At 43.2% G+C, this 20,980-nt stretch carries 17 protein-coding genes; 13 read left to right on the plus strand and 4 right to left on the minus strand.

Annotation, left to right across the window (positions count from 1 at the left end; all coding sequences use genetic code 11):
* The first annotated feature begins 114 nt into the window (after nucleotides 1-114).
* Nucleotides 115-705 (plus strand): FixH family protein, encoded by a 591-nt coding sequence (locus JMY01_RS08515; RefSeq protein ID WP_201575156.1) that lies wholly within the window; start codon nucleotides 115-117, stop codon nucleotides 703-705.
* Between the two features lie 146 nt (nucleotides 706-851).
* Here the strand turns inward: JMY01_RS08515 and ttcA are convergent, their stop codons facing one another.
* Nucleotides 852-1,964 (minus strand): tRNA 2-thiocytidine(32) synthetase TtcA, encoded by a 1,113-nt coding sequence (gene ttcA / locus JMY01_RS08520; protein ID WP_201575157.1) that lies wholly within the window; start codon nucleotides 1,962-1,964, stop codon nucleotides 852-854.
* A 307-nt stretch (nucleotides 1,965-2,271) separates the two neighbouring features.
* Here ttcA and queC point away from each other — a divergent pair, with 307 nt between their 5' ends.
* The 3 genes from queC (at nucleotide 2,272) to JMY01_RS08535 (ending at nucleotide 4,231) form a co-directional block, all read left to right on the plus strand.
* A complete protein-coding gene (gene queC / locus JMY01_RS08525; RefSeq protein ID WP_201575158.1) occupies nucleotides 2,272-3,069 on the plus strand; it encodes a 7-cyano-7-deazaguanine synthase QueC in 798 nt (265 codons plus the stop codon).
* Nucleotides 3,070-3,244: 175 nt separating this feature from the next.
* Nucleotides 3,245-3,574: a hypothetical protein gene (locus JMY01_RS08530; RefSeq protein ID WP_201575159.1), complete on the plus strand. Its 330-nt coding sequence runs from the start codon at nucleotides 3,245-3,247 to the stop codon at nucleotides 3,572-3,574.
* A 159-nt stretch (nucleotides 3,575-3,733) separates the two neighbouring features.
* Nucleotides 3,734-4,231, plus strand: a complete 498-nt coding sequence (locus tag JMY01_RS08535) for a peroxiredoxin (protein ID WP_201575160.1) — start codon at nucleotides 3,734-3,736, stop codon at nucleotides 4,229-4,231.
* A 79-nt stretch (nucleotides 4,232-4,310) separates the two neighbouring features.
* Here JMY01_RS08535 and JMY01_RS08540 read toward each other — a convergent pair whose 3' ends face one another.
* A complete protein-coding gene (locus tag JMY01_RS08540) occupies nucleotides 4,311-5,684 on the minus strand; it encodes a DUF1501 domain-containing protein (RefSeq protein ID WP_201575161.1) in 1,374 nt (457 codons plus the stop codon).
* A 63-nt stretch (nucleotides 5,685-5,747) separates the two neighbouring features.
* On the minus strand, nucleotides 5,748-7,736 hold the full coding sequence (locus JMY01_RS08545) for a DUF1800 family protein (protein ID WP_201575162.1): 1,989 nt from the start codon (nucleotides 7,734-7,736) through the stop codon (nucleotides 5,748-5,750).
* Nucleotides 7,737-8,071: 335 nt separating this feature from the next.
* On the opposite strand from JMY01_RS08545, the gene JMY01_RS08550 reads away from it, so the two are divergent.
* From JMY01_RS08550 to JMY01_RS08585, 8 genes are all read left to right on the plus strand, one after another.
* Entirely contained in the window at nucleotides 8,072-9,565 is a 1,494-nt protein-coding gene (locus JMY01_RS08550) for a dihydrolipoyl dehydrogenase (RefSeq protein ID WP_201575163.1), read from the plus strand.
* 60 nt (nucleotides 9,566-9,625) lie between these two features.
* On the plus strand, nucleotides 9,626-10,810 hold the full coding sequence (locus JMY01_RS08555; RefSeq protein WP_227677778.1) for a mechanosensitive ion channel family protein: 1,185 nt from the start codon (nucleotides 9,626-9,628) through the stop codon (nucleotides 10,808-10,810).
* Nucleotides 10,811-10,949: 139 nt separating this feature from the next.
* The gene (rlmKL, locus tag JMY01_RS08560) at nucleotides 10,950-13,253 is read left to right on the plus strand and encodes a bifunctional 23S rRNA (guanine(2069)-N(7))-methyltransferase RlmK/23S rRNA (guanine(2445)-N(2))-methyltransferase RlmL (protein ID WP_201575165.1); all 2,304 of its coding nucleotides are present in this window, start codon (nucleotides 10,950-10,952) and stop codon (nucleotides 13,251-13,253) included.
* Between the two features lie 209 nt (nucleotides 13,254-13,462).
* Nucleotides 13,463-14,038: a TerD family protein gene (locus JMY01_RS08565; RefSeq protein WP_201575166.1), complete on the plus strand. Its 576-nt coding sequence runs from the start codon at nucleotides 13,463-13,465 to the stop codon at nucleotides 14,036-14,038.
* 239 nt (nucleotides 14,039-14,277) lie between these two features.
* Nucleotides 14,278-15,345, plus strand: coding sequence for a DUF475 domain-containing protein (locus JMY01_RS08570; protein ID WP_201575167.1), 1,068 nt, complete (start codon nucleotides 14,278-14,280; stop codon nucleotides 15,343-15,345).
* A 409-nt stretch (nucleotides 15,346-15,754) separates the two neighbouring features.
* Complete coding sequence (locus tag JMY01_RS08575) at nucleotides 15,755-16,330, plus strand: TerD family protein (RefSeq protein WP_201575168.1); 576 nt, start codon at nucleotides 15,755-15,757, stop codon at nucleotides 16,328-16,330.
* 297 nt (nucleotides 16,331-16,627) lie between these two features.
* Nucleotides 16,628-17,380 carry a TIGR00266 family protein gene (locus JMY01_RS08580; RefSeq protein ID WP_201575169.1) on the plus strand — a complete coding sequence of 251 codons (753 nt, stop codon included), beginning with the start codon at nucleotides 16,628-16,630 and terminating at the stop codon, nucleotides 17,378-17,380.
* 37 nt (nucleotides 17,381-17,417) lie between these two features.
* Nucleotides 17,418-18,026 carry a TerD family protein gene (locus tag JMY01_RS08585; protein WP_201575170.1) on the plus strand — a complete coding sequence of 203 codons (609 nt, stop codon included), beginning with the start codon at nucleotides 17,418-17,420 and terminating at the stop codon, nucleotides 18,024-18,026.
* 109 nt (nucleotides 18,027-18,135) lie between these two features.
* On the opposite strand, the gene JMY01_RS08590 is transcribed toward JMY01_RS08585, so the two are convergent.
* Nucleotides 18,136-19,410 carry a TerD family protein gene (locus JMY01_RS08590; protein ID WP_201575171.1) on the minus strand — a complete coding sequence of 425 codons (1,275 nt, stop codon included), beginning with the start codon at nucleotides 19,408-19,410 and terminating at the stop codon, nucleotides 18,136-18,138.
* Between the two features lie 294 nt (nucleotides 19,411-19,704).
* Here JMY01_RS08590 and JMY01_RS08595 point away from each other — a divergent pair, with 294 nt between their 5' ends.
* Nucleotides 19,705-20,847 (plus strand): ATP-grasp domain-containing protein, encoded by a 1,143-nt coding sequence (locus JMY01_RS08595; RefSeq protein ID WP_201575172.1) that lies wholly within the window; start codon nucleotides 19,705-19,707, stop codon nucleotides 20,845-20,847.
* Nucleotides 20,848-20,980 lie beyond the last annotated feature (133 nt).

A 20,980-nucleotide genomic window follows, 5' to 3' on the forward strand; every position in this document is an offset into this window, starting at 1 on the left:
TAATCAAGCTATAATAAGGACTAGAGGCTGTATAAAATTTTGTTTGAACTTATTGTTATTTATCAGTTTTTTCCTCTGATCCAGTAAGCCTCTGCTACAGCATATAGGTATATTATGTCTACACCAACTCAAGCACCAAACTTTAAGCATCAAGATAGCCAGCCATGGTACAAAAACTACATGGTGATTATCTTTGTTATCGGGCTACCAGCCTTCGTCGTGGTGGCTTGTATTTTTTTCGTTTATTATTCCTATCAAATCCGTGACAGCGTGGTACGTGACGACTGGTATATGGATGGTAAAACACTGTATCATGATGTATCGCGTGACAAGCTCACTTATGATTTAGACTTACGTGGTGACTTGCAGTTCTCACCTGAAGGGGAGATTGTCTTTGAGCTCAATTATCCAGAGCAAAGCCTACAAACTGGCAAGCTTTTAAATGGTGAGCCGCTCACTTATCCAGATAAGCTGGAGTTATCTATCTCTCATGCTACTGATATCAAAAAAGATCGTGATGTCATTCTCGAGCATCAAGGTGGTAACAAATATAGTGCGCAGGTAGATCTTGATCCGCTCAAGGCCAAATACTACTTGCAGGTAAGTAATGATGGAAAGGATGATTGGCGCATGCAGGATGTCGCAAAACTGCCCAGTGCAGAAGTGATCTTTAATCCATTGCCTGTGTTTGCAAAAGAATCTTAATGATACCTCTTATATGCCACGGTTAAATCAATAAAAAGTACTACCGACAGTGGACAGTGCCACATCTGACTCTTTAACACATCATAATTATTTCCAATAAAAAAACTAGCTATTAAATAGCTGGTTTTTTATTGTGTTGATGCTGATTAAATAACGGGATTAATCGTTGGTATTTTCTGCGCTACACTGGAATTATCGCTAGTCGTACTGTCATTTGCTGATAGCTTACTATTGGCGAATCTTGGATTATAGGTCTGCGTTTTTGGGGCAACTGGCAATCCAATATCAGCAAGGCTCTCGGTCTGCCCTGCCTGAATATTATCACCTTCAAATAAGCGCTCATCATCATCACGCTCTAAATTTAATCGCTCAAAATCAAACAGCTCACGATCTGCTAATTGCGACGGTGCGACATTTTGCATCGCCTTAAAGATGGACGCCAAACGCTGTGGATGTGCGTCATCCCACTCCCGTAGCATGTCATTGATGATGGCACGTTGTAGGTTGGTTTGACTGCCGCATAGGTTACAAGGAATAATTGGAAACTCTTTCATACGAGCATATTCGATGATGTCTTTTTCTTCAACATAAGCCAATGGACGAATTAAAATGTTTTGTTTGTCATCGCTGAGCAGCTTAGGTGGCATGGCTTTTAGCGCGCCACCATGAAAAAGGTTAAGAAAAAAAGTTGCTAAAATATCATCACGATGATGACCAAGGGCTATTTTGGTTGCGCCAATCTGTTTGGCAAAGCCATACAAAGAGCCGCGGCGCAAGCGTGAACATGCCGAGCAGTAAGTTTTACCTTCTGGCACCACGCTTTTGACAATGCTATACGTATCTTTTTCTAAAATATAATGGGCGATGCCTTGTTCGTTTAAGTAGTTAGGCAATATATCTTCTGGGTAACCAGGCTGCTTTTGGTCCAAGTTCACCGCCACAATATCAAAGCTAATCGGTGCAATGCGTTTTAATAACAGCAGAATATCTAGCAAGGTATAGCTGTCTTTGCCCCCTGACACACAAACCATTACCACGTCACCCTCTTCGATCATATTAAAGTCACGAATCGCCCATGATACTTGTCTGCGTAGTTTTTTCTGTAATTTACGAAAGCTTGCTGACTCGGTCGCCACTTGCTCAGTATTATCCTTTCCAATATCTCCATGATCAGAGTCGCTATTGAACGGCTCGGTGTCAGTAGATGTAACATTAGATGATGGCACCAACTCTGGTACATATAGATTGGCTGTGGTCATAAATTACTCAATATCATTACAGGGATGGTTTGCAATAAGGCGACTGTCAATGAGTGAAATGAAGCGTCTCATAAAAATCCCAGCGATTATAACAAATTTTGCTAACAGTTTGAAAAGATAGCCATTAAATGATGACGTTAAATATGATCGTTATTGAGCATAGGCTTTGTAGCTCAGTCTTTTTAGTATGGTCTTTTTAGCATAGTATTTTTAACATAGTCTCTGTCGTTTTGCCTTTACGGTTCAGTAATGAGGCTAAATTTGCTAAAATAGCCGCTTTTCGCCAATTGATGATAGACCCAACACTATGACTAATGTTTCGCTGCCACCTACCTCACTGAATCAAGAACTTGACTCTACTGTGACTACTCTAGAGAATAATCAAAACGCTGTCGTTCTATTGTCAGGAGGGCTTGACTCGGTCACTTGTCTTTATTGGGCTAAGGCGCGCTATGCAGCTGTCACCGCGGTAAGCTTTAACTATGGTCAGCGCCACAATAGCGAGCTTGTCGCGGCAAAGACTATTGCCGAAACGGCTGGAGTCAATCACCGCATTATTGATATCGACATTGCCCAGCTTGGCGGCTCATCCCTAACTGATCACAGTATGATCGTGCCAGACGGTGATGCTGATAAGTTTCCTAATAAAAAATACGATACGATTGATAACGATGCCATTCCTAATACCTACGTACCCGCGCGTAATACGATATTTTTGTCCTATGCGCTTGCTGTTGCAGAAGTGACCGATGCCAATCACATCGTCATCGGTGTCAGTTCAGTGGATTACTCTGGCTATCCTGACTGCCGTCCTGAATATATTGCCGCTTTTGAACATATGGCCAACCTAGCAACCAAAGCTGGGGTTACTGGTCATCGGCTAACCATTCAAACGCCACTACAGCAGCTCTCTAAAGCAAAAACCATTGAGCTTGGATTATCGCTTGGGGTTGACTATGCGCAAACCATCTCTTGTTATCAAGCAGACAATCAAGGCCGTGCGTGCGGAGTATGCGATAGCTGCGCGCTACGCCGTCAAGGGTTTGCTCAAGCTGGCGTCTCTGATCCTACTCACTATCAGCCCCAATATCAGTCTCAAAATTAGTTGCTAGCTCAAGCGCTTTCAGGTGGCAACTATGTATGAGCATTGGCGGCTTCGAGATAGTATAAACAAAAGCGTAACATTTACTTGCATCAAGACAGCACGCGCACGGTGTTATTTAGCCAATATAATTGCTATCGTATGAGCCACTGTATTCATAGTAAATAAGAGGAAGTTTATGAAGCTGTTGCAAGCACTACCTTTAGCGCTGATCGGTCTTATGGCTATACCACAAGCGAACGCTACCGATATCAAGCAAGATAATATCAACCAGTGTGTCGCTGGCGCCGTCAAATACAAAGTCGCTGATAAAAGTACTGCGACAAAACTGTGTAACTGTACCATTGGTGTTCGTAGTAAAATGACCATCGGTCAAATGTGGGAAATCGAGAGCTATGCTAAGGATAAAAAAGATCCTTCAAGCCTGCCATACGTTAAAAAGATGCAAAAAGACTTGCAGCAATGCACCGAAGGGCTGGACCTAAAGCAGCCACAAAAACCTGCTTAATCTCATAAGTGAAATGTCTCATATAAAAGACTGACAATCGTCAGTCTTTTTTTCGTTTTGCAGTTGCCAATGTAAGAGCAAAGTGTGAAACTAATCATCAAACAGTACTAAAGCTCTAATAACATTCACAAACAATATATAAATGACAAGGAATTTATAATGGCTAAACCTACTACTGAAGTGATTGACCTACCCGACTTTCCAGTCACTATCGTACGTGAGCTCGATGGTAACTTTATCCATGATAATATCAGTCTAAAAGAGTTGGTGACAAACTCTAGCAAGGGACTTATTCTCTATTTCTATCCAAAAGACAATACGCCTGGTTGTACTACGCAAGCCACAGACTTTACTGCTCATATCAATGATTTTGATACGCTTGGCTACGATATTATCGGCGTATCGCGTGATAGTGTGGAGTCACATGAGAAGTTCATTGCCAAGCACGATTTGCATATCCCGTTGATCAGTGATGGCGATGAAAAGCTATGTCAGTACTTTGATGTGATTAAAGAAAAAAATATGTATGGCAACATCACGCTTGGACTCGTACGCTCTACCTTTGTGTTTGATAAAAGTGGTACGCTCACTCATGCTCAGCGTAACCTACGTGCCAAAGACTATGCAGAACGTTTATTGGCTGTGCTGGCTTCTTAAATCATAAGTCTTGCCTAAGAATGAACCTTGGGCAAGACTTTATTTGAATATTATCGCAGGACTGATTGTAGGATTGGTATTAGCGACTCATAAATCCTAGATCTGGCTTATCAAACTTATAAAGATTTGGTGCTATCAACCCCAAATCACTATCTGATACCCCAAACCACTTTGCTAATGTCGCTGAATATTCGTCAATAGATGACGTTGGAAGCAATCTACCTTGACCTACATCTTCAGGAGTATCCAAACCAATCTCTGGCGCTTTCCCATAAAACTCCCTACCGTTAACCGCGCCACCCATGATCAGATGATGACTGCCCCAACCATGGTCGGAGCCGTTACCATTACTACTAAAGGTACGTCCAAAATCTGATGCCGTAAAGGTAGTAACATTTTGAGTCACACCCAATTCTTCAGTGGCTTGGTAAAAGCTAGATAAAGCATCATCGAGCACAGCCATCAGCTTTTCATGTCTACTGAGCAGATTACTATGGGTATCAAAGTCACCAACTTTTACAAAAAACACCTGCCTTTTGACCCCAAGAGTATCACGAGATTTTATCAATCTTGCCACGGTCTTTAGCTGATCAGCCAGTGAATTACCAGTAGTAAACTGCGTCTTTAACTCACCAGACTCTCTTAGGGCAGACGACATAAGCTTTTCAGCCTCCATAGAACGCCTAGTAACTAAATTAATATGGTTTTCCATAATATTGTTACGGGGTGAGGTAATAATTTTTCTCAACGCTGCGGCGGTTTTTTGTGAATTATATAGCCAACTGTTTTCTCTAGCATACCAAATAGGAATAATACCGTCAGAGCTGACATTGATCGCGGTGGAGCGATCACCTGTTAAGAACAAAGAGTTGTCAGTGGTACTAATACAGGTAAACATAGATTGCGTATTCTGATTCAGAATCAAATCACCAATCTTTCCTCCCCAACCCTCTCTAAAGGCTTTGGAAGCGGTCGTTTCCCATAAATCCTTTTGGCTATTATGCGCAAATAGCTTTTGTGGTAGCGCGACAGATTTGCTTTTATATTGAGCAAGCGAGGTTGGTTCAATTAAGGTGCCGACATTCTGTAAGACCGCAAGCTTTTTAAGATGGAACAAACTGTTTAAGCCTGTAAGCTTAGGGTGAAACCCCCATTTTAACCCATCTGCTAAGTTGGTCGTTGGCCTCAATGGCAACACGGCGGATCGATCTAACGCAATATCTTGTCGCACTTTTTTATAAGTGTTGTAGTTGGTAGTATCGATTGGAATAAGAGTATTTGCTTGATCATTACCCCCGTCCAAAAATACACAGACTAACGCTTTATAGTCGGTAGCTGTGTGTGTAGCTGCTTCTGCCACACCCATCATATTGAGCGTAAGAGGACTGGCTACACCTGCTGCCGTTAAGTAGCCTAAACGCTTTAGAAATGCTCTTCTTGATAGTTCACTCATAATCATTTACTCATAATATTTTAATCGAAGTACTATGCTTGATATATAGCAATAACAATGCTCTTATTTTTGCACCAAGTACTCAGGACTGGCCATTGTCAGTAATACCGCTGAATAGACACGGTTTTTACCCCAATCAGGATCTCGGTCCGTTATATCTTCTAGCGCTTCAACGATAAGGGATGTAGTATCGTCTGACATCTGGTTCGCGCACAAAACCAGATTGAGATGAGCAACGAGCTTTTCAGGTTGATCATATAGTTTCATTTCTTCACTATATTCTGGCAATATCTCAGGCTGGGACTCATCAAATAAATAATGCACCCCATTCTGAATAATTATTTTCATAAAATTAATGTAGCCCACTGTAGAAGTCTCATTATGCAACTGCAATTCTGGGGCTACTAAGTTATTACTAACGAAGTCACTAGTACTAGGCGCATAATCGACATCGAAAAAATTAAATACAGAAGGCCCTTTGAGAGGGCTTTGATTGAAGTGCCATCTACTACTTAACGTGTTACTAATAGCCCACTCACCTGATATGCTTTTACGGTTCGTAAAAGTATGTACCCACTGGATATATCTCACTATAGGTTCACGCACTTTACCAATAGCCGGTATATCTTTAACGGGCAACTTTCGCGCCTCAATATCGGTTAAAATAGCCTGTAAAACTGACCTTAAATTACCACGTGTACCACTATCATCACGATTAAACACAGTGGCTACTCTTCTGACATAGTCAGGACTTGGGTTGCTGGTTACCAGACGCTGAATAAGTTGTTTTGAGATAAAAGGAGCAATATTAGCGTGGTTAAATAAGGTGTCCATTACAATATCTAACGCTTGCTCGCCACTTGCTCCTGCTGGTACAGTGATACCAAAAAAACTCACGCTACGAGTATCATGATTGTCTGGTGAATTAACCATGGGAGCACGATGCGCGCTAGGATCTGTAGTAGTGTAGTGTGTATCATAAGATTCATCTACGCTCCATCCAGTCAATGCCTGAGCTATATTGGTTACCGTCTCTTGAGTATAAGTCTCTATTGGCTGGCCACCATTTAACTTAGGGGTACCATCAAGATTTAACTCTATCAGCCCAATAGTAAACAGCTGCATAAGCTCACGGGCAAAATTTTCATCTGGCCTACGCCCTCTATCATTGGCTTTTTTGCTACTGATTAAATCTAAGAAGTCTCCCATCGCTAAGTTTAAGGTAATCGCCTTTAGAAGATCTCTAAAGTTACCAAAAGCATGCTCATTGAGAACATCCCAGTAGGCAGCGATAGAAAAAGAATGCAAGGGCAAAAACACGCCATGAGAAGACACGACCAAAATTTCAGAAAGAGCTAAAGCGGTACGTTTACGTAAAGTATCTTTAGAAGAGAACAGTTGTTGCCATGCCATCCAATCCACAGGGTTTCTATCAAAGCGATACTTTTCATTGTTCACACCGCGTTGCAGTAACCAGTCATAACCTGTGATCGCAATGGGCATAGCAAATTGATTATTTAACCATTGATGGATACCGATACTTTTAAGCGATTCAATTTCAGCTTTCGTCGATGAAAATTGGGCTTGTTGTAAGAACCTAGCAGCGTCAGTATCAGTCAGAAGGGTGGAAGGGTTGTTAGGTTTTTGAGTGGGTTTGCTACTATCAGGGCCCGTATTGCTAGAACCTGTATTCCCAGAACCTGTATTCCCAGAACCTGTATTCCCAGAACCTGTATTCCCAGAACCTGTATTCCCAGAACCTGTATTCCCAGAACTTGTATTCCCAGAACTTGTATTCCCAGAACTTGTATTCCCAGAACTTGTATTCCCAGAACTTGTATTCCCAGAACTTGTGCTTGGCGATTCGTCTCCACCTCCGCCTCCACAGGCAGCGAGCATTAAAGCGGTAGAGCTTATGATAGGCAACTTTAAGTCAAATGAATAGAAATTTTGTCTCTTATCAGTAGGTTCAAACTTTATTTGCTGTAACACAGCATCGCTACCAGTGCTATCAATAGTAGATAGCAATGGCTTTTTGCTAAAACATTCCATTAAGTCGCCTTCAATTATATAATTTAATATTTTTAATTTATGATTCAATCAAAGCTGTGGTATAAAAATAATGCACAGCTCTTCTTTCAAACCTCCATTACATACAAACTAAAATAATGCATGTTTATTCATTAAATGTGGCAATTCACTGCAATTTATATGCCACAGAAATAGTAAGTATTTGTTAATTAAAGTAGTGATGATGGCAGTGTTTTTTCTATTCCTTGCTACCCTAATGCTGCTGAGTGATAATAAAGGATGCCTTAATAATTGAAATTTACCTCCGAAAATCTAGCTATCAAAATCATAACTAAAATCACTAACTTGAGAGTAATATGAACCAAAAATCTAACAACGCCTCTACGAATACCTCTGAAAAAACAACCCGCAAAGTCTCAGTTGCAGTCATTGGTGCTGGTACCGCTGGGCAAAACGCCTTTCGCCAAGCACAGAAAACCACTGAAAACATTGTAATTATCAATGATGGGATTTGGACCACAATCTGTGCCACCATTGGATGTATGCCAAGCAAACTACTGATTGCAGCAGCAGCTCGCGCCCATGAAGCAAAGAGCTCCAAGGAGTTTGGCGTTCATGCAGATGTGCAGATAGACGGCAAGCAAGTCATGTCCCGAGTACAAGCTGAGCGTGATCGGTTTGCTGGGTTCGTCAAAAGACAAGTTGAGAGCTGGCCTGAGGATAAAAAGATATCAGGGCGTGCTTATATTAATAAAGAAGGACTGATCGAGGTAAACGATGAGCTGATTGCCGCAGATAAAATCATTGTCGCCACAGGTATCTCACCATTTGTACCAGAAGGTTGGGTAGATAAGCTCGGTAAAACTCTGATTACCTCCGATACCGTGTTTGAACTAACAGACCTGCCAGCATCTATAGCTGTCGTTGGCGCGGGTGCTATTGGCTTAGAGCTGGCACAGGCGTTTACTCGCTTGGGCGTCGATGTCACCTTATTCAATCGAGTCAATCGTGTCGGTGGTTTAAGAGATGAAGACATCAATCAAAAAGCCATTGAGTGCCTAGGTCATGAGCTCACTATGCAGCTCGACAGTAAAATCATAGACGTTGGCACGCAAACCAATGCAGACAATGAAGCTCCATCAGCATTTATTGATTATAAAGACAGTGCTGGCCAATCGCAGCAGTGGCAAGGTGAATGTGTTCTAGTAGCGACTGGACGTCGCAACAATATCAATCAGCTAGGGATAGAAAACCTAGGAGTCGAGCTCGATGACAAAAATCGTCCAAAAAACCTAAACATCAATACTGGCCAGATCGGCGACTTGCAGCTATATATCGTTGGCGACGCTAATGCACATTTACCTCTTCTTCATGTCGCCAGTGACGAAGGTTTCAGTGCAGGAAGCGAGGTTTGCCGTGATAATGTCGGTGCTTATATTCGCCCACCTGCTATCCCACTAGGCATTGTATTTTGTGAGCCCCAAATCGCTAACGTTGGTATGTCACTACCAGAGATTGAACGTTCAGAGCGCACGCATGTCACTGGTAAAGTCAGTTTCGATAACCAAGGGCGTAGCCGTATTATGGGAGTCAACTGTGGTCTATTGCACATCTATGCTTGCAAAGAAACCGATAAGATTTTGGGCGCATGTATGGTGGGTCCTGATGCTGAGTATGTCGCCCATATATTGGCCGTTGCCGTTACCAATGAGTTGAGTGTTAAGGAGCTGCTGGACACGCCTTTTTATCATCCAACTATTTTAGAGGGACTACGCAGCGCACTACGAGATGTACAAAAGCAAATGTCTATCCCACATCAAGCTGAAAAGAGAGAGGAAGATGGCTTTTAAACAATGACTCGGTTACAATTTTAGATAAGTATCAACTACCCAATACTCATGGATAACATAATGGCAATCGCTGGTATTACTGATTTTTTTGAAGAAATCATTCGTGATTTACATACCAGCCTATATCTCGCCATTGGTGGCTCGATAGAAGAGGATTCACTCAACTGGTCTTCTTATGCAGCTGAGTTAGTCAGTACTGGCATCAAAATCCTAATACTGCTTGCGGTATTGGGATTTTTTTATTGGTTAGCGACCTATATTATTAAGAAAAACAAAACGCGCCTGCGCTTGAATGAGCGCCGCATTAAAATGGCACGCTCTACTCTGCGTTATATGTGGGTGGTTGCCAGTGTGATTGCCGTCATGAGTCAAATGAGCTTTGAGCCAGATACTGTCAAAGCCACAGCAAAAGCCAGTATTTGGGCGGGCATCTACTATGTCCTCTGGACGACATCTGATCATATTATCCATAAAGTATTGCAGCATTATGGACTCAATGCTTCTATTGAACAGCTGCTTAAGAATGTTTTTTCAGTACTGATTTGGATACTTGGAACGGCCAGTGTCATGGCTCAATTTGGCTTTGATATTGTCTCTTTAGTCGCAGGTTTAGGTATTGTTGGTTTGGCAGTGGGCTTTGCTGCCCAGTCGACGCTTGCCAACTTTATTGCAGGCATTACGATCTTACTTGAGCAATCCTTTCAGGTAGGCGACTGGATTAACATTAATGACAATGAAGGTCGTGTCGTGGTTATCGCTTTGCGCACCACGCATATCTTGACCCGAGACAATATTACGGTCATCATTCCAAACTCTAACGTGGCCTCCTCCGAGGTGACCAACCTGACCTCCAAAAACTTCATACGCTTTGATATTCGTATGCGCATTGCATTTGAGGATGATATTGACCTTGCTCGTAAGGAGATTTTGCAAGTTCTGTCCGATACTGATGTGGTGCTCAGCCGCCCTGAGGCCTCAGCGACAGTAGCTGAGATTGGGGAATATGGAGTGTTTTTCATCGTGCGTTTTTGGGTCAAGCCTGCGTCAGTTGCTCGCATGCCTAAGATAAAAGAAGACCTGCAAGAAAAGATCAAACTTGCATTTGATGCGGCCAATATCTCAACCCCTTACCCGCATATGCGCCTGCTCATGCCAAAGGACGTCGACTACCCTATTGCAACTAAACCGTTTGCCACGACGACGCAAGTGCTCACAGAAGGAGTCACTCTTACAAAAGATGACTAGAGTACGCCCTTATTGTGTTGAGATGAGCTTTATATTAAACCTATACGCTTTGAACCATCCACTCTTGAAATATGGTAAAATTGCTGGTTGAATCTCCTATTTTATTATTCGTTCAGCACATTTAGCCACAGGTATCCGTATGACCGCATCAAGCACGCCTCCCTCTGTACAAGCCTCCTCACAAACCATGTCGCTCAATCTTATCGTTACTTGTGCTGATGGGCTTGAGGCACCGCTACAGACTGAACTGACTAGCTTTGGCATTGCAAGCGAAATCAAAAGCACAGGTCGTCTGACTGTTACGGGTACATTGCCTGATCTCTATACGATCTGCCTCTGGTCACGTGTGGCCTCGCGGGTATTGATGCTGATCAAACGCAAAAACATCAACACCGAATATGATGTGGCTGAGCAGCTGTATGGTTTGGCAAAATCAATCAATTGGACTGAGCAATTTAGTCTTGAGCAAACCTTTGCTATTCGCCTATCTGTCGATAAGCGTGTTGCGGTCAGTCAGCAGTTTGCGATGCTGCGTATCAAAGATGCCATCGCTGATACCTTTAATGAAGCTTATGACAGCCGTCCGAATGTGGATAGTAGAAATCCAGATTTTTCAATCTTTGCGACCGTCAATGATAAGCAAGCAGAGCTATATTTGGATTTATCAGGCACCAGTTTGCATCGCCGTGGTTACCGCGTGGCGATGACAGAAGCACCGCTCAAAGAAAACTTGGCCGCTGCCCTTCTGTATAGCGCTGGTTGGCATCAAAAAAACAGCGATGGCACGCCTTATTACAATGCACTCATCGATCCTATGTGCGGCTCAGGTACTTTTATTATTGAAGCGCTACTCATGCACTGTGATTATGCTGTCGGCATTGACAAAGCTGCCAATCAATTTGGGTTTTATGAGTGGCAGCACCATGATGAGACGCTATGGCAGCAGATGATAGACGATGCGCAAACACGTTTCCGTGAAGCGTTAGACATCGCTAATGAGCAGCCAGACACCTTACCGCTTATCTTAGGTTTTGACGCTGACAACGGCGCGATTATCGCCACAGAAAAAAACCTAATCGCTGCTGGCCTGCAAGATCTGCTTCCCCTATTAGACCTTGAGACCCGTGCACTTAATCAGCTCAGCTCTGTTCTGCGCCCAATGGTCAAAGATGGCAGATTGAGCAATCCCTTGGTCATTACCAACCCACCTTACGGTGAGTGTTTGGGCGATGAAGAGATGATTAAGCCGCTGTATCACGCATTGGGGCTGATTTTACAAGACAGCTTTGCTGGTAGCGGTATTGATCCGATGCTCGGTATTCTGGCTGCTCATGTTGAGCAGGTCGATATTTTACCCATTAAAGAGCCAAAAACTTTGCGCTGCCATAACGGTGCGATCACCGTATATTTCCGTTATGGTAACTTGATTGCTGGGCAGCTCGGTAACCTAGTCAGCCGCTTTGAGAAGCGTGAGATAGAGTCTGAAGAAGCGCAAGACTTTATCAATCGTCTGCAAAAAAACTTGGTAAAGCTCAAAAAACTGGCCAAAAAAGACGCTGTCAGCAATATACGCGCCTACGATGCTGATTTGCCTGACTTCAAAGTTGCCATCGATTTATATGGTGATTACGCACACGTACAAGAATATGCGCCGCCCAAAACCATCCCACCTGAAACGGCTAAAAAACGCTTTAATCTTGCCTTGATGGGTATTCGTGAGGTATTTGATATTAACCGTGAGCAGGTCTTTATCAAGACCCGCGCACGCCAATCAGGTAATGAGCAATATAGTAAGCAAGGTCAAACAGATAAGCGTGGCAAGTTCTATGTCGCCCGTGAAGATGGCGCATACTTTTATGTCAACTTTACTGATTATCTAGACACTGGCTTATTTATCGATCACCGTAATATGCGTATGCGCATCAAAGCCAATAGTCGCGGCAAAGCCGTGTTGAATCTATTTGCTTACACGTGTACTGCCAGTGTGCATGCTGCGCTTGCCGGTGCCAAAAAAGTCACCAGTGTCGATTTATCACAGAATTACTTGGACTGGGGCAAGCAAAACTTTGTCCTGAATGGTTTGGATGTAAGCCGTAACAAGTATCAATTTGTGGCTGCCGATATTTTTGAGTGGATTAAAGACAATACCGAACAATATGATATTATCTTTATTGATCCACCGACTTTCTCAAATTCAAAAAAGTTCCAAGGAACCTTTGATGTGCAGCGCGATCATGCCGCCTTAATCAACCGCGCCATGAACCGTTTGACTTCTGATGGAGTGTTATATTTCTCCAATAACTTCACCCGTTTTGAGCTGGATGAACAACTCACTCAGCGTTATGACGTTACCAATATTACCCATCAGACGATTGGCTTTGATTTTAATATCAAAAAGCCCATTCATCAGAGCTTTGAGATTCGCCATCGTCAAGAAACATAAACTGATAAGACATAGTAGCTCTCACCTGAAAAATAGCAAATGAATACCCATAATAGTTGTATTCAACAGATCCTAAGCTTAAAAATTTATTCTCATTAAGAATGACCCATCCCACTTTGATTGGGTCATTTTTTGTTGTTATGATAGTGCGTTGCCATTAGCATCTATAAATCGGCAGTAACTTTTACACTTACAATAAGGAAATACTCATGGCTTTATCACTGAATAAAGGCGGTAACTTATCGCTAACGAAAACCGATCCAAATCTAACCAAACTGCTTATCGGTCTTGGTTGGGATGAGCGCGCCACTTCGGGCGCTGAGTTTGATCTTGACGCGAGCGTGTTCTTGCTGAGTACTGCGGGCAAAGTGCGCGGCGACCATGATTTCATCTTCTACAATCAGCTAAAGTCTGACAACGGTGCCGTTGAGCATACTGGTGACAACCGTACTGGCGAAGGTGACGGTGATGATGAAGTGGTCAAAGTAAACTTAACTCAAGTGCCTGCTGACGTCGATAAAATTGTCGTCACAGTGACTATTCATGATGCTGCTGCACGCAGTCAAAACTTCGGTCAAGTTGCCAACGCCTTTATCCGTGTCGTTAACGAAGAGACTGGTACTGAAGTCGTACGTTTTGATTTGGCAGAAGACTATTCTGTCGAAACCGCGATGGTATTTGGTGAGGTTTATCGTCATAACGGTGAGTGGAAATTCCGTGCGGTAGGCCAAGGCTATTCAGGTGGTCTACAAGCAATGTGTCAGCAGTATGGCGTCAATATCTAATACTGAATCTAGGCTGGTTTCAGCACTTTATTGGTCGTCAATATACTGCCAATGGGTGCTGATAAATGTAAAGCGCAAATAGTTGCAAAACAGTCACAACTTTCTATAGCAAAACGTTCAATAATGCTTTATGTTCCATTTAAAATTATGCATAAAAAGTGGTTAGCAATAGCCACTTTTTTGCGGTTTGTGTCTATAATAGGCCGACCTTAGCTTTACGCAACCAGACAGGATGTGTCATGAGACATTTTTATTTAGACTTTATCTTCACGGCCATTGCCTTAGCGGTAGCGGCGTGGTGGGGGTATTCACATGGCGGTATGGGCGGGCTGATAGCCACGCTGTCGATTACTGCCATTTTGGCCGTCATGGAGATTTCGTTATCGTTTGATAACGCGGTGGTCAACGCCTCAGTACTTAAGGGCTGGGACGAGTTTTGGAAAAAGATCTTCTTAACCGTTGGTATTTTGATCGCGGTATTTGGTATGCGCTTGGTATTCCCAATTGTCATCGTTGCGGTTACCGCAGACCTTGGCATGATGGAAGTCATCAACTTAGCCTTGTACAACCCAGAAGAGTACTCTGCCCGATTGATGGCGCACCATGCAGAAATCTCAGCCTTTGGTGGTATCTTCTTACTATTAGTATTCTTAAACTTCGTGTTCGATGACAAAGACGTGCACTGGTTCAACTGGCTTGAAAGCCGCCTTGCGAAGCTGGGCAAAGTTGATGCCATGAGCGTATTTGTTGCACTCATTATCTTAATGATTGCCGTATCGTGGGCCAACGCTGATCAGTCAGCGGCTGTTCTGATTGCGGGTGTCTGGGGTATTTTGGTGTACCTTGGTGTACAGGTTGTATCTGGTATGCTTGAGGGCGACCTTGAGGAAGGGCTAGAAGAAGACGGATCGGGTGCAGCAGCAACCAGTGCCATTATGAAAGGTGGTATTATCGGTTTCTTATACCTTGAAGTACTTGATGCCTCATTCAGTTTTGACGGTGTGATTGGTGCTTTTGCCATTACCAACGACGTGATTGTCATTATGTTAGGTCTAGCGATTGGTGCCATGTTTGTCCGCTCTATGACCATCTTTTTGGTGGACAAAGGTACGCTTGATGAGTTCATTTATCTTGAGCACGGTGCGCATTACGCCATCGGTGCGTTGGCTATCATCATGCTACTATCCGTGAAGTTCCATGTGCCAGAGCTTATTACTGGTCTCATTGGTATTGCCTTTATCGGTTGGGCATTTGTGGCCTCACTTCAGTACCGTAAACGACAAGCCAAAAACATTACTGAACATTAACTGTAAACTGTTTTAAAATCATATCGTAGCACGTAGCATATATAGGCCATATCACTCATGTGATATGGCCTTTTTTATAATAAATGATTACAACTCATTCAAAAATACGATGATCAATGGCTACTTGTAAACTTTATATATTCTTATTTACGGCAACAAAACTTGTTAAAAAACTATCAGCTATATAAAATTACTGTGTCCCTTAGTAAACTTAGGACTAAGCGCACAAAATTCGCCTTGCTTAGTAACGGCGTGCTTAGTATAGTGAAATACAACACTATTTAAGATGCATAATACGAGTTGCTATAGTATTTATCATGCTATGACTCTGTAAATGTGTTTTGAGTAGGGCGTCATTTAACTATCAACCATTCACTAATAATTAACGATTAATAAACAGGATACCTATATGGCTATTAGCTTAACGAAAGGCGGCAACGTAAACTTATCAAAAGAAGCACCAGGTTTAACCAACATCACTGTTGGTCTGGGTTGGGATCCACGTGCAACTGACGGTCAAGAGTTTGACTTAGATGCCATCGGATTTTTGGTCAATGAAGCAGGCAAAGTACGTAACGATCAAGATTTCATTTTCTTCAACAACTTAAAGTCAGACAACGGCGCGGTTGAGCACACTGGTGATAACCGTACTGGTGAAGGCGATGGTGATGATGAAAAAATTAAAATCAATCTTGCTAGCATCCCTGCTGACGTGAGCAAAGTAGCTGTCTGCGCTATCATCTATGAAGGTCAAGCCCGTAATCAAAACTTCGGTCAAGTTGGTGAAGCTTATATTCGTGTCGTAAATGACAATGGCAACTCTGAAATTGCGCGCTATGACTTGTCAGAAGACGGCAGTACTGAAACAGCAATGATATTTGGCGAGTTGTATCGTCATAGCGGTGACTGGAAATTCCGCGCCGTTGGTCAAGGCTTCAGCGGTGGTCTTGGACCATTAGCCGCTTCTTATGGCGTCAATGTGTAAGCTTTTAACAGCTATAGTTACGCATGAGAGTTTACGCTTTAGAATGTAGACTCTAAGTTCAACGCAATAATAAGGCGTGATTCATAAAGTAAATTGCGCCCAATAAGGCTATCAAGTGTGTCCTATCATCGCATTTGATGGCCTTAACATTAATGGCATACCAAAATACCTAATAACGTAAGTAAGCTACTTTGAGAGTATTACTCAAGAACCACACTTACAAGCATTCATTAAAACCGTAATTAGAAAAAAATAAAAGAACCATATTTAAGAATATAGAATAAGGACCTGCATCTCATGGCCGCAACTTTTAGCTTAATCGGTACGATTGAACCATTTTTGCATTGCAATCTCAAAAAGGGTGATTCGATATATTGCGAAGCCAATGCGATGGTGATGATGGAGTCAAACCTTGAATTAAAAGGTAAGCTACAAGGCGGAATCATGCAGTCATTGATGCGCCGTTTTGCGAATGATGAATCATTGTTTCAACAACAGATTGAAGCGGTCAATGGTGAAGGTGATTGTCTACTTGCCCCTACCCTAGATGGCGATATGCAAATCTTGGACGTCGGGGCGCAGCAGTATACACTGAGTGATGGTGCATTTGTCGCCGCGCAAACGGGTGTCGATATCAGAGCCAATATCCAACGTAATCTTGGCGGGGCAGTATTTGGTGATACTGGTGGCTTTATGGTCATGCAAACCCAAGGCCAAGGTCAAGTCGTGGTATCAGGTTTCGGCTCGCTATTTGAGATTGAAGTCACACCAGGCAAAGATGTCATCATCGACAATGGGCATGTGGTGTGTTGGGATTCGCAGCTTGAATATAAGCTGTCCGTCTCTACCAGCAAGAAAAAAGGCATCATGAGTAACATCATCAACTCCGTCACCAGTGGCGAAGGCATGGTACTCAACTTCTCTGGCTCTGGCAAAGTCGTCATCTGTTCACGCAATCGCGATAGCTACCAAGGCTGGTTACAAAGCATTCTAGGCAGTAGCTCAGGTGGACGCGGCGGTGGTGGCGGATTTCTAGATAATATTTTATAACTCAATTTTTACTCATAACTATTATAAGGCTAAGAATATGGCAGTTAATCTACAAAAAGGGCAAAAAATCTCGCTCAGTAAAGAAGCAGGTGGTACGCTTACCCAAGTTAAGCTAGGTCTGGGTTGGGATGTCGCACAAGGCCCGCAAGCTAAAAAAGGTGGCTTCTTAGGCAAGTTATTTGGTGGTGGTAGTGGCGGTGACACTATTGACTTAGATGCTTCATGCATCATGTTCGATAGTAACAAACAGCCAATCGATGCGATTTGGTTCGGTCAGCTACAATCAAAAGATGGCAGTATCCTCCACACTGGTGATAACCGTACGGGTGATGGCGAGGGCGATGATGAAGTCATCAAAGTTGACCTATCAAAAATACCAGAAAACGTGGTATCGCTGATGTTTACTGTCAATAGCTTTACTGGTCAAACGTTTGAGACGGTAGAAAACGCTTTTTGCCGTATCGTCAATGCCAACAACAATCAGGAGGTCGCCCGTTATAATTTATCTGCACAGGGCGGTCATACGGCTATGATAATGGCAAAAGTCTATCGTCATGACAATGAATGGAAAATGCATGCTATTGGCGAGACCGCTTCTGGTCGCACCTTCCATGACTTGATGCCTTCTATCTCTCCGCATGCATAGCTCATACTATCAATAGTTTCAAAAAACCGCCGAGCGACATGTCGTTCGGCGGTTTTTTATTAATGTAGGCTAGTATTTTTTGTCCAGAATTTCTTATATTTTATGGCTGCTACTTGCGTCCTTTTTTCCAGCTAAAGCCCCAATTAAAGGCTTTATCCATCTCCTGATGGCCTTTAAAATACTGGTTGATACGTTCAACATTGATGCTGCCTTGTTGGTTCACTAAACGCGCAATGGCGCACATTGGCAAGTTGCCAGTGCCTTCCGTTAAACGGGTTTCAATCGGCGGCTGCTCAGGCACATGAATGGTCACTACCCCATCCGTTTGCGCCCAATTTGGTGCACCTTCGTAGATGAAAGCAAAGATGAATACTTCCTCAATCTGTGACCACTGTTGGCCATTGATATCGAGCCATTCACCGCCACTGACTTGCCCCGTTCTATCATCAGCACGTAATAAAACGTAAGGCGCGGATTGCAAACTTCCAAAGCGATTACCTAAGGCCTGAATGAGTGTTTTTTCACCATTTTTTAGATGAATCATCGCACCGACATCCAAGTCGATACCGCCAGATTTATGCTGCTTAAACAGATCGCCCAACAAGCCTTTTTTGGGCGCTTGCTTGTCCATATCTGGACGTTGGTTCCAGTTTAGGTTGACTGAGATCTTACCAAAGTCATCACGTTTTTTGAGATTGATACTGGTTTGGTTTTTGGTGAGCGTAATTTTATTTAAATTAACCGCAGGGCTAGAAGGAATCGGCGGTGGTGTACTTGCTTGAGGGGCACTGCTTGCTTTTTGGGTATTGATTGGCCGCTGCGTATTAATAGGTTGAGACTGACTTTGTGACTGGTTCTGGGCTTGAGCGGGTGCTTCATCAGCAATCTCAACGCCGAAGTGCTCTGATAACGGCTTAAGACCGCCGTCAAAACCTTGAGCAATAAAGCGAAACTTCCAGCTGCCTTGCCGACGATAGCATTCGGCTAAGATAATGGCTTTTTCGCTACGACCAGCACTGCTTAACTGGCAGCTCATTAGCACTTGGCTACCTTGCAATACCTGAATATCCACATCACCGACTTGAGCCAAAGTCTGCGCACTTGAAAAGGCCAAGGCAATCTTATCAATGCTTGCAGGCTGCGCAGGCAAGTTAATATCAAAAAACCCATCACTATCGTGACCTCGAAAGCTCACATTACCATCATCGCTACGCGTCTGACCATAAAATATCATATCGCCATCACCGCGGACTTTACCATCGGTAGTCAAGCGGTAAGCGGCGCAATCAATCGCGTTTTGACTCAAAATACGGATACTGATATTGTCATTTGGTAGGGGCGCATTGGCACCTGCAATTAACTTTTGCGGCTGGTTTTGGCTCATAATCTGTCCTTATAATTATTGATAACACCTATTGATTTATAGCTTTACTTGCCATTTTAAACATTGCCATATAGTAGCATGGATATCATGAGACTTTTAATAAGCAAGCTCATTGATTGAGCGTTAAAAACCCTCTTACAAATCCCTGACGCTATTTTATCAGGAACATTTATAACCTGTGCCATTTGTATATAATAGACTCTGCTATCAATAATAGCTTTAGGATCGCTGCATCAAGTGACCCAACTATTTATACCAACTACTTATAAAACTTATCATCACGCTGAGAAGATTATGGATAACCCTGCAAACCCTAACCACCGCACGATGCCAATAGCAGCTTGGTTGGCTGAAGGTCAGTCCAGCCAGCGCGACATGTTAGCCAGTCTACAAGCACTGAAGACACAATCGACCACCCCTTTTAATATAATCGCATCACATCGCCATCATAGACCTGAGATTTTTGAATTTGCTGACTTAGTGTATCGCGAGCCAGTCAATACGGCTGCAAATAATGATGAGCATACGCAGGCTGAATCCATATTGCCGCGCTGGCAGTTTGTACTTGAAGAGGCTCAGCGTCAAAACGTGAAAGTATTGCTGACTGGTCGTAACGGTATTGACTATGAGGCGCATCGTGAGACATTTAAGGCAGCAGGCATTCGCTTATTGACAGGTGCGACGAGCGTCGCTGCATTGCAGTCGATTGATGATAAATTTGCCTTTATGCAGCATTGCCATGCTCATGACATCCCAGTGGCTGATGCTTGGCGTTTTGATAATACTGCTGAGCTTGAAGCGTTACTGGCGCAGCATGGACATCAGCCTTTATGCGTAAAGCCAGTCACTGGTATTTTTGCGCAAGGATTTTGGCGACTTGATACCGGTAAACCTTCAGGTGAGCGGTATGATAGTTTTGAGCATTTATACTTTACTGAAGAGAAAAAAATAAATACCACACAGTTCATAAACGCCTACGCCAATAGCCAAATGGTACATGAGCGCCCTATTCCCATGCTACTGATGCCTTATTTGTCAGGGCAAGAGTACTCTATCGATGTCGTCTGCGAACATGGTGAAGTATTGGCAGCAATCACTCGCCATAAGACGGGGAAAATCCAACATATCGGTTATGAGCAATCAGTGATGGAGGTCGTCATCCCACTGATTGAAGCCTTTGGCTGTGATGGCATCGTCAGTGTACAAACCAAGGCGGACGACGATGGTCAACACCGTGTCCTTGAGATCAACTCTCGCCCCTCAGGTGGCATCGGCTACACCGCTCATAGCGGTGTAGACTTAACGCAAGTGGGATTTGCTTATTGGCTTGGCTTAACGGATAAACCCAAACTGGCTGATATTACTCAGCAGATTACGCCTTGTCAGGTACGATCAATTATGATGAGTGTAAAAATTGAAGAAGTGACTGCTGAATAAAATACCTCCTTAAAACAGATAAGCCCCGAATGTAAGTTTGATCAGAGGGCAAGCGATGACAGCACAGACCACATTAGCATTAGGCGCCAACACCGTAATTGAACAAGCGCAGTGCGCTATGTCTGGTTGGCTG

The sequence above is a fragment of the Psychrobacter sp. H8-1 genome (assembly GCF_904846575.1).
Taxonomy (GTDB): domain Bacteria; phylum Pseudomonadota; class Gammaproteobacteria; order Pseudomonadales; family Moraxellaceae; genus Psychrobacter; species Psychrobacter fulvigenes.

What these genes read in the sequence shown, in the direction of transcription:
- JMY01_RS08515 (WP_201575156.1), top strand. Translation starts at nt 115, where the DNA reads ATGTCTACACCAACTCAAGCACCAAACTTTAAGCATCAAGATAGCCAG.
- ttcA (WP_201575157.1), bottom strand. Translation starts at nt 1,964, where the DNA reads ATGACCACAGCCAATCTATATGTACCAGAGTTGGTGCCATCATCTAAT.
- queC (WP_201575158.1), top strand. Translation starts at nt 2,272, where the DNA reads ATGACTAATGTTTCGCTGCCACCTACCTCACTGAATCAAGAACTTGAC.
- JMY01_RS08530 (WP_201575159.1), top strand. Translation starts at nt 3,245, where the DNA reads ATGAAGCTGTTGCAAGCACTACCTTTAGCGCTGATCGGTCTTATGGCT.
- JMY01_RS08535 (WP_201575160.1), top strand. Translation starts at nt 3,734, where the DNA reads ATGGCTAAACCTACTACTGAAGTGATTGACCTACCCGACTTTCCAGTC.
- JMY01_RS08540 (WP_201575161.1), bottom strand. Translation starts at nt 5,684, where the DNA reads ATGAGTGAACTATCAAGAAGAGCATTTCTAAAGCGTTTAGGCTACTTA.
- JMY01_RS08545 (WP_201575162.1), bottom strand. Translation starts at nt 7,736, where the DNA reads ATGGAATGTTTTAGCAAAAAGCCATTGCTATCTACTATTGATAGCACT.
- JMY01_RS08550 (WP_201575163.1), top strand. Translation starts at nt 8,072, where the DNA reads ATGAACCAAAAATCTAACAACGCCTCTACGAATACCTCTGAAAAAACA.
- JMY01_RS08555 (WP_227677778.1), top strand. Translation starts at nt 9,626, where the DNA reads ATGGCAATCGCTGGTATTACTGATTTTTTTGAAGAAATCATTCGTGAT.
- rlmKL (WP_201575165.1), top strand. Translation starts at nt 10,950, where the DNA reads ATGACCGCATCAAGCACGCCTCCCTCTGTACAAGCCTCCTCACAAACC.
- JMY01_RS08565 (WP_201575166.1), top strand. Translation starts at nt 13,463, where the DNA reads ATGGCTTTATCACTGAATAAAGGCGGTAACTTATCGCTAACGAAAACC.
- JMY01_RS08570 (WP_201575167.1), top strand. Translation starts at nt 14,278, where the DNA reads ATGAGACATTTTTATTTAGACTTTATCTTCACGGCCATTGCCTTAGCG.
- JMY01_RS08575 (WP_201575168.1), top strand. Translation starts at nt 15,755, where the DNA reads ATGGCTATTAGCTTAACGAAAGGCGGCAACGTAAACTTATCAAAAGAA.
- JMY01_RS08580 (WP_201575169.1), top strand. Translation starts at nt 16,628, where the DNA reads ATGGCCGCAACTTTTAGCTTAATCGGTACGATTGAACCATTTTTGCAT.
- JMY01_RS08585 (WP_201575170.1), top strand. Translation starts at nt 17,418, where the DNA reads ATGGCAGTTAATCTACAAAAAGGGCAAAAAATCTCGCTCAGTAAAGAA.
- JMY01_RS08590 (WP_201575171.1), bottom strand. Translation starts at nt 19,410, where the DNA reads ATGAGCCAAAACCAGCCGCAAAAGTTAATTGCAGGTGCCAATGCGCCC.
- JMY01_RS08595 (WP_201575172.1), top strand. Translation starts at nt 19,705, where the DNA reads ATGGATAACCCTGCAAACCCTAACCACCGCACGATGCCAATAGCAGCT.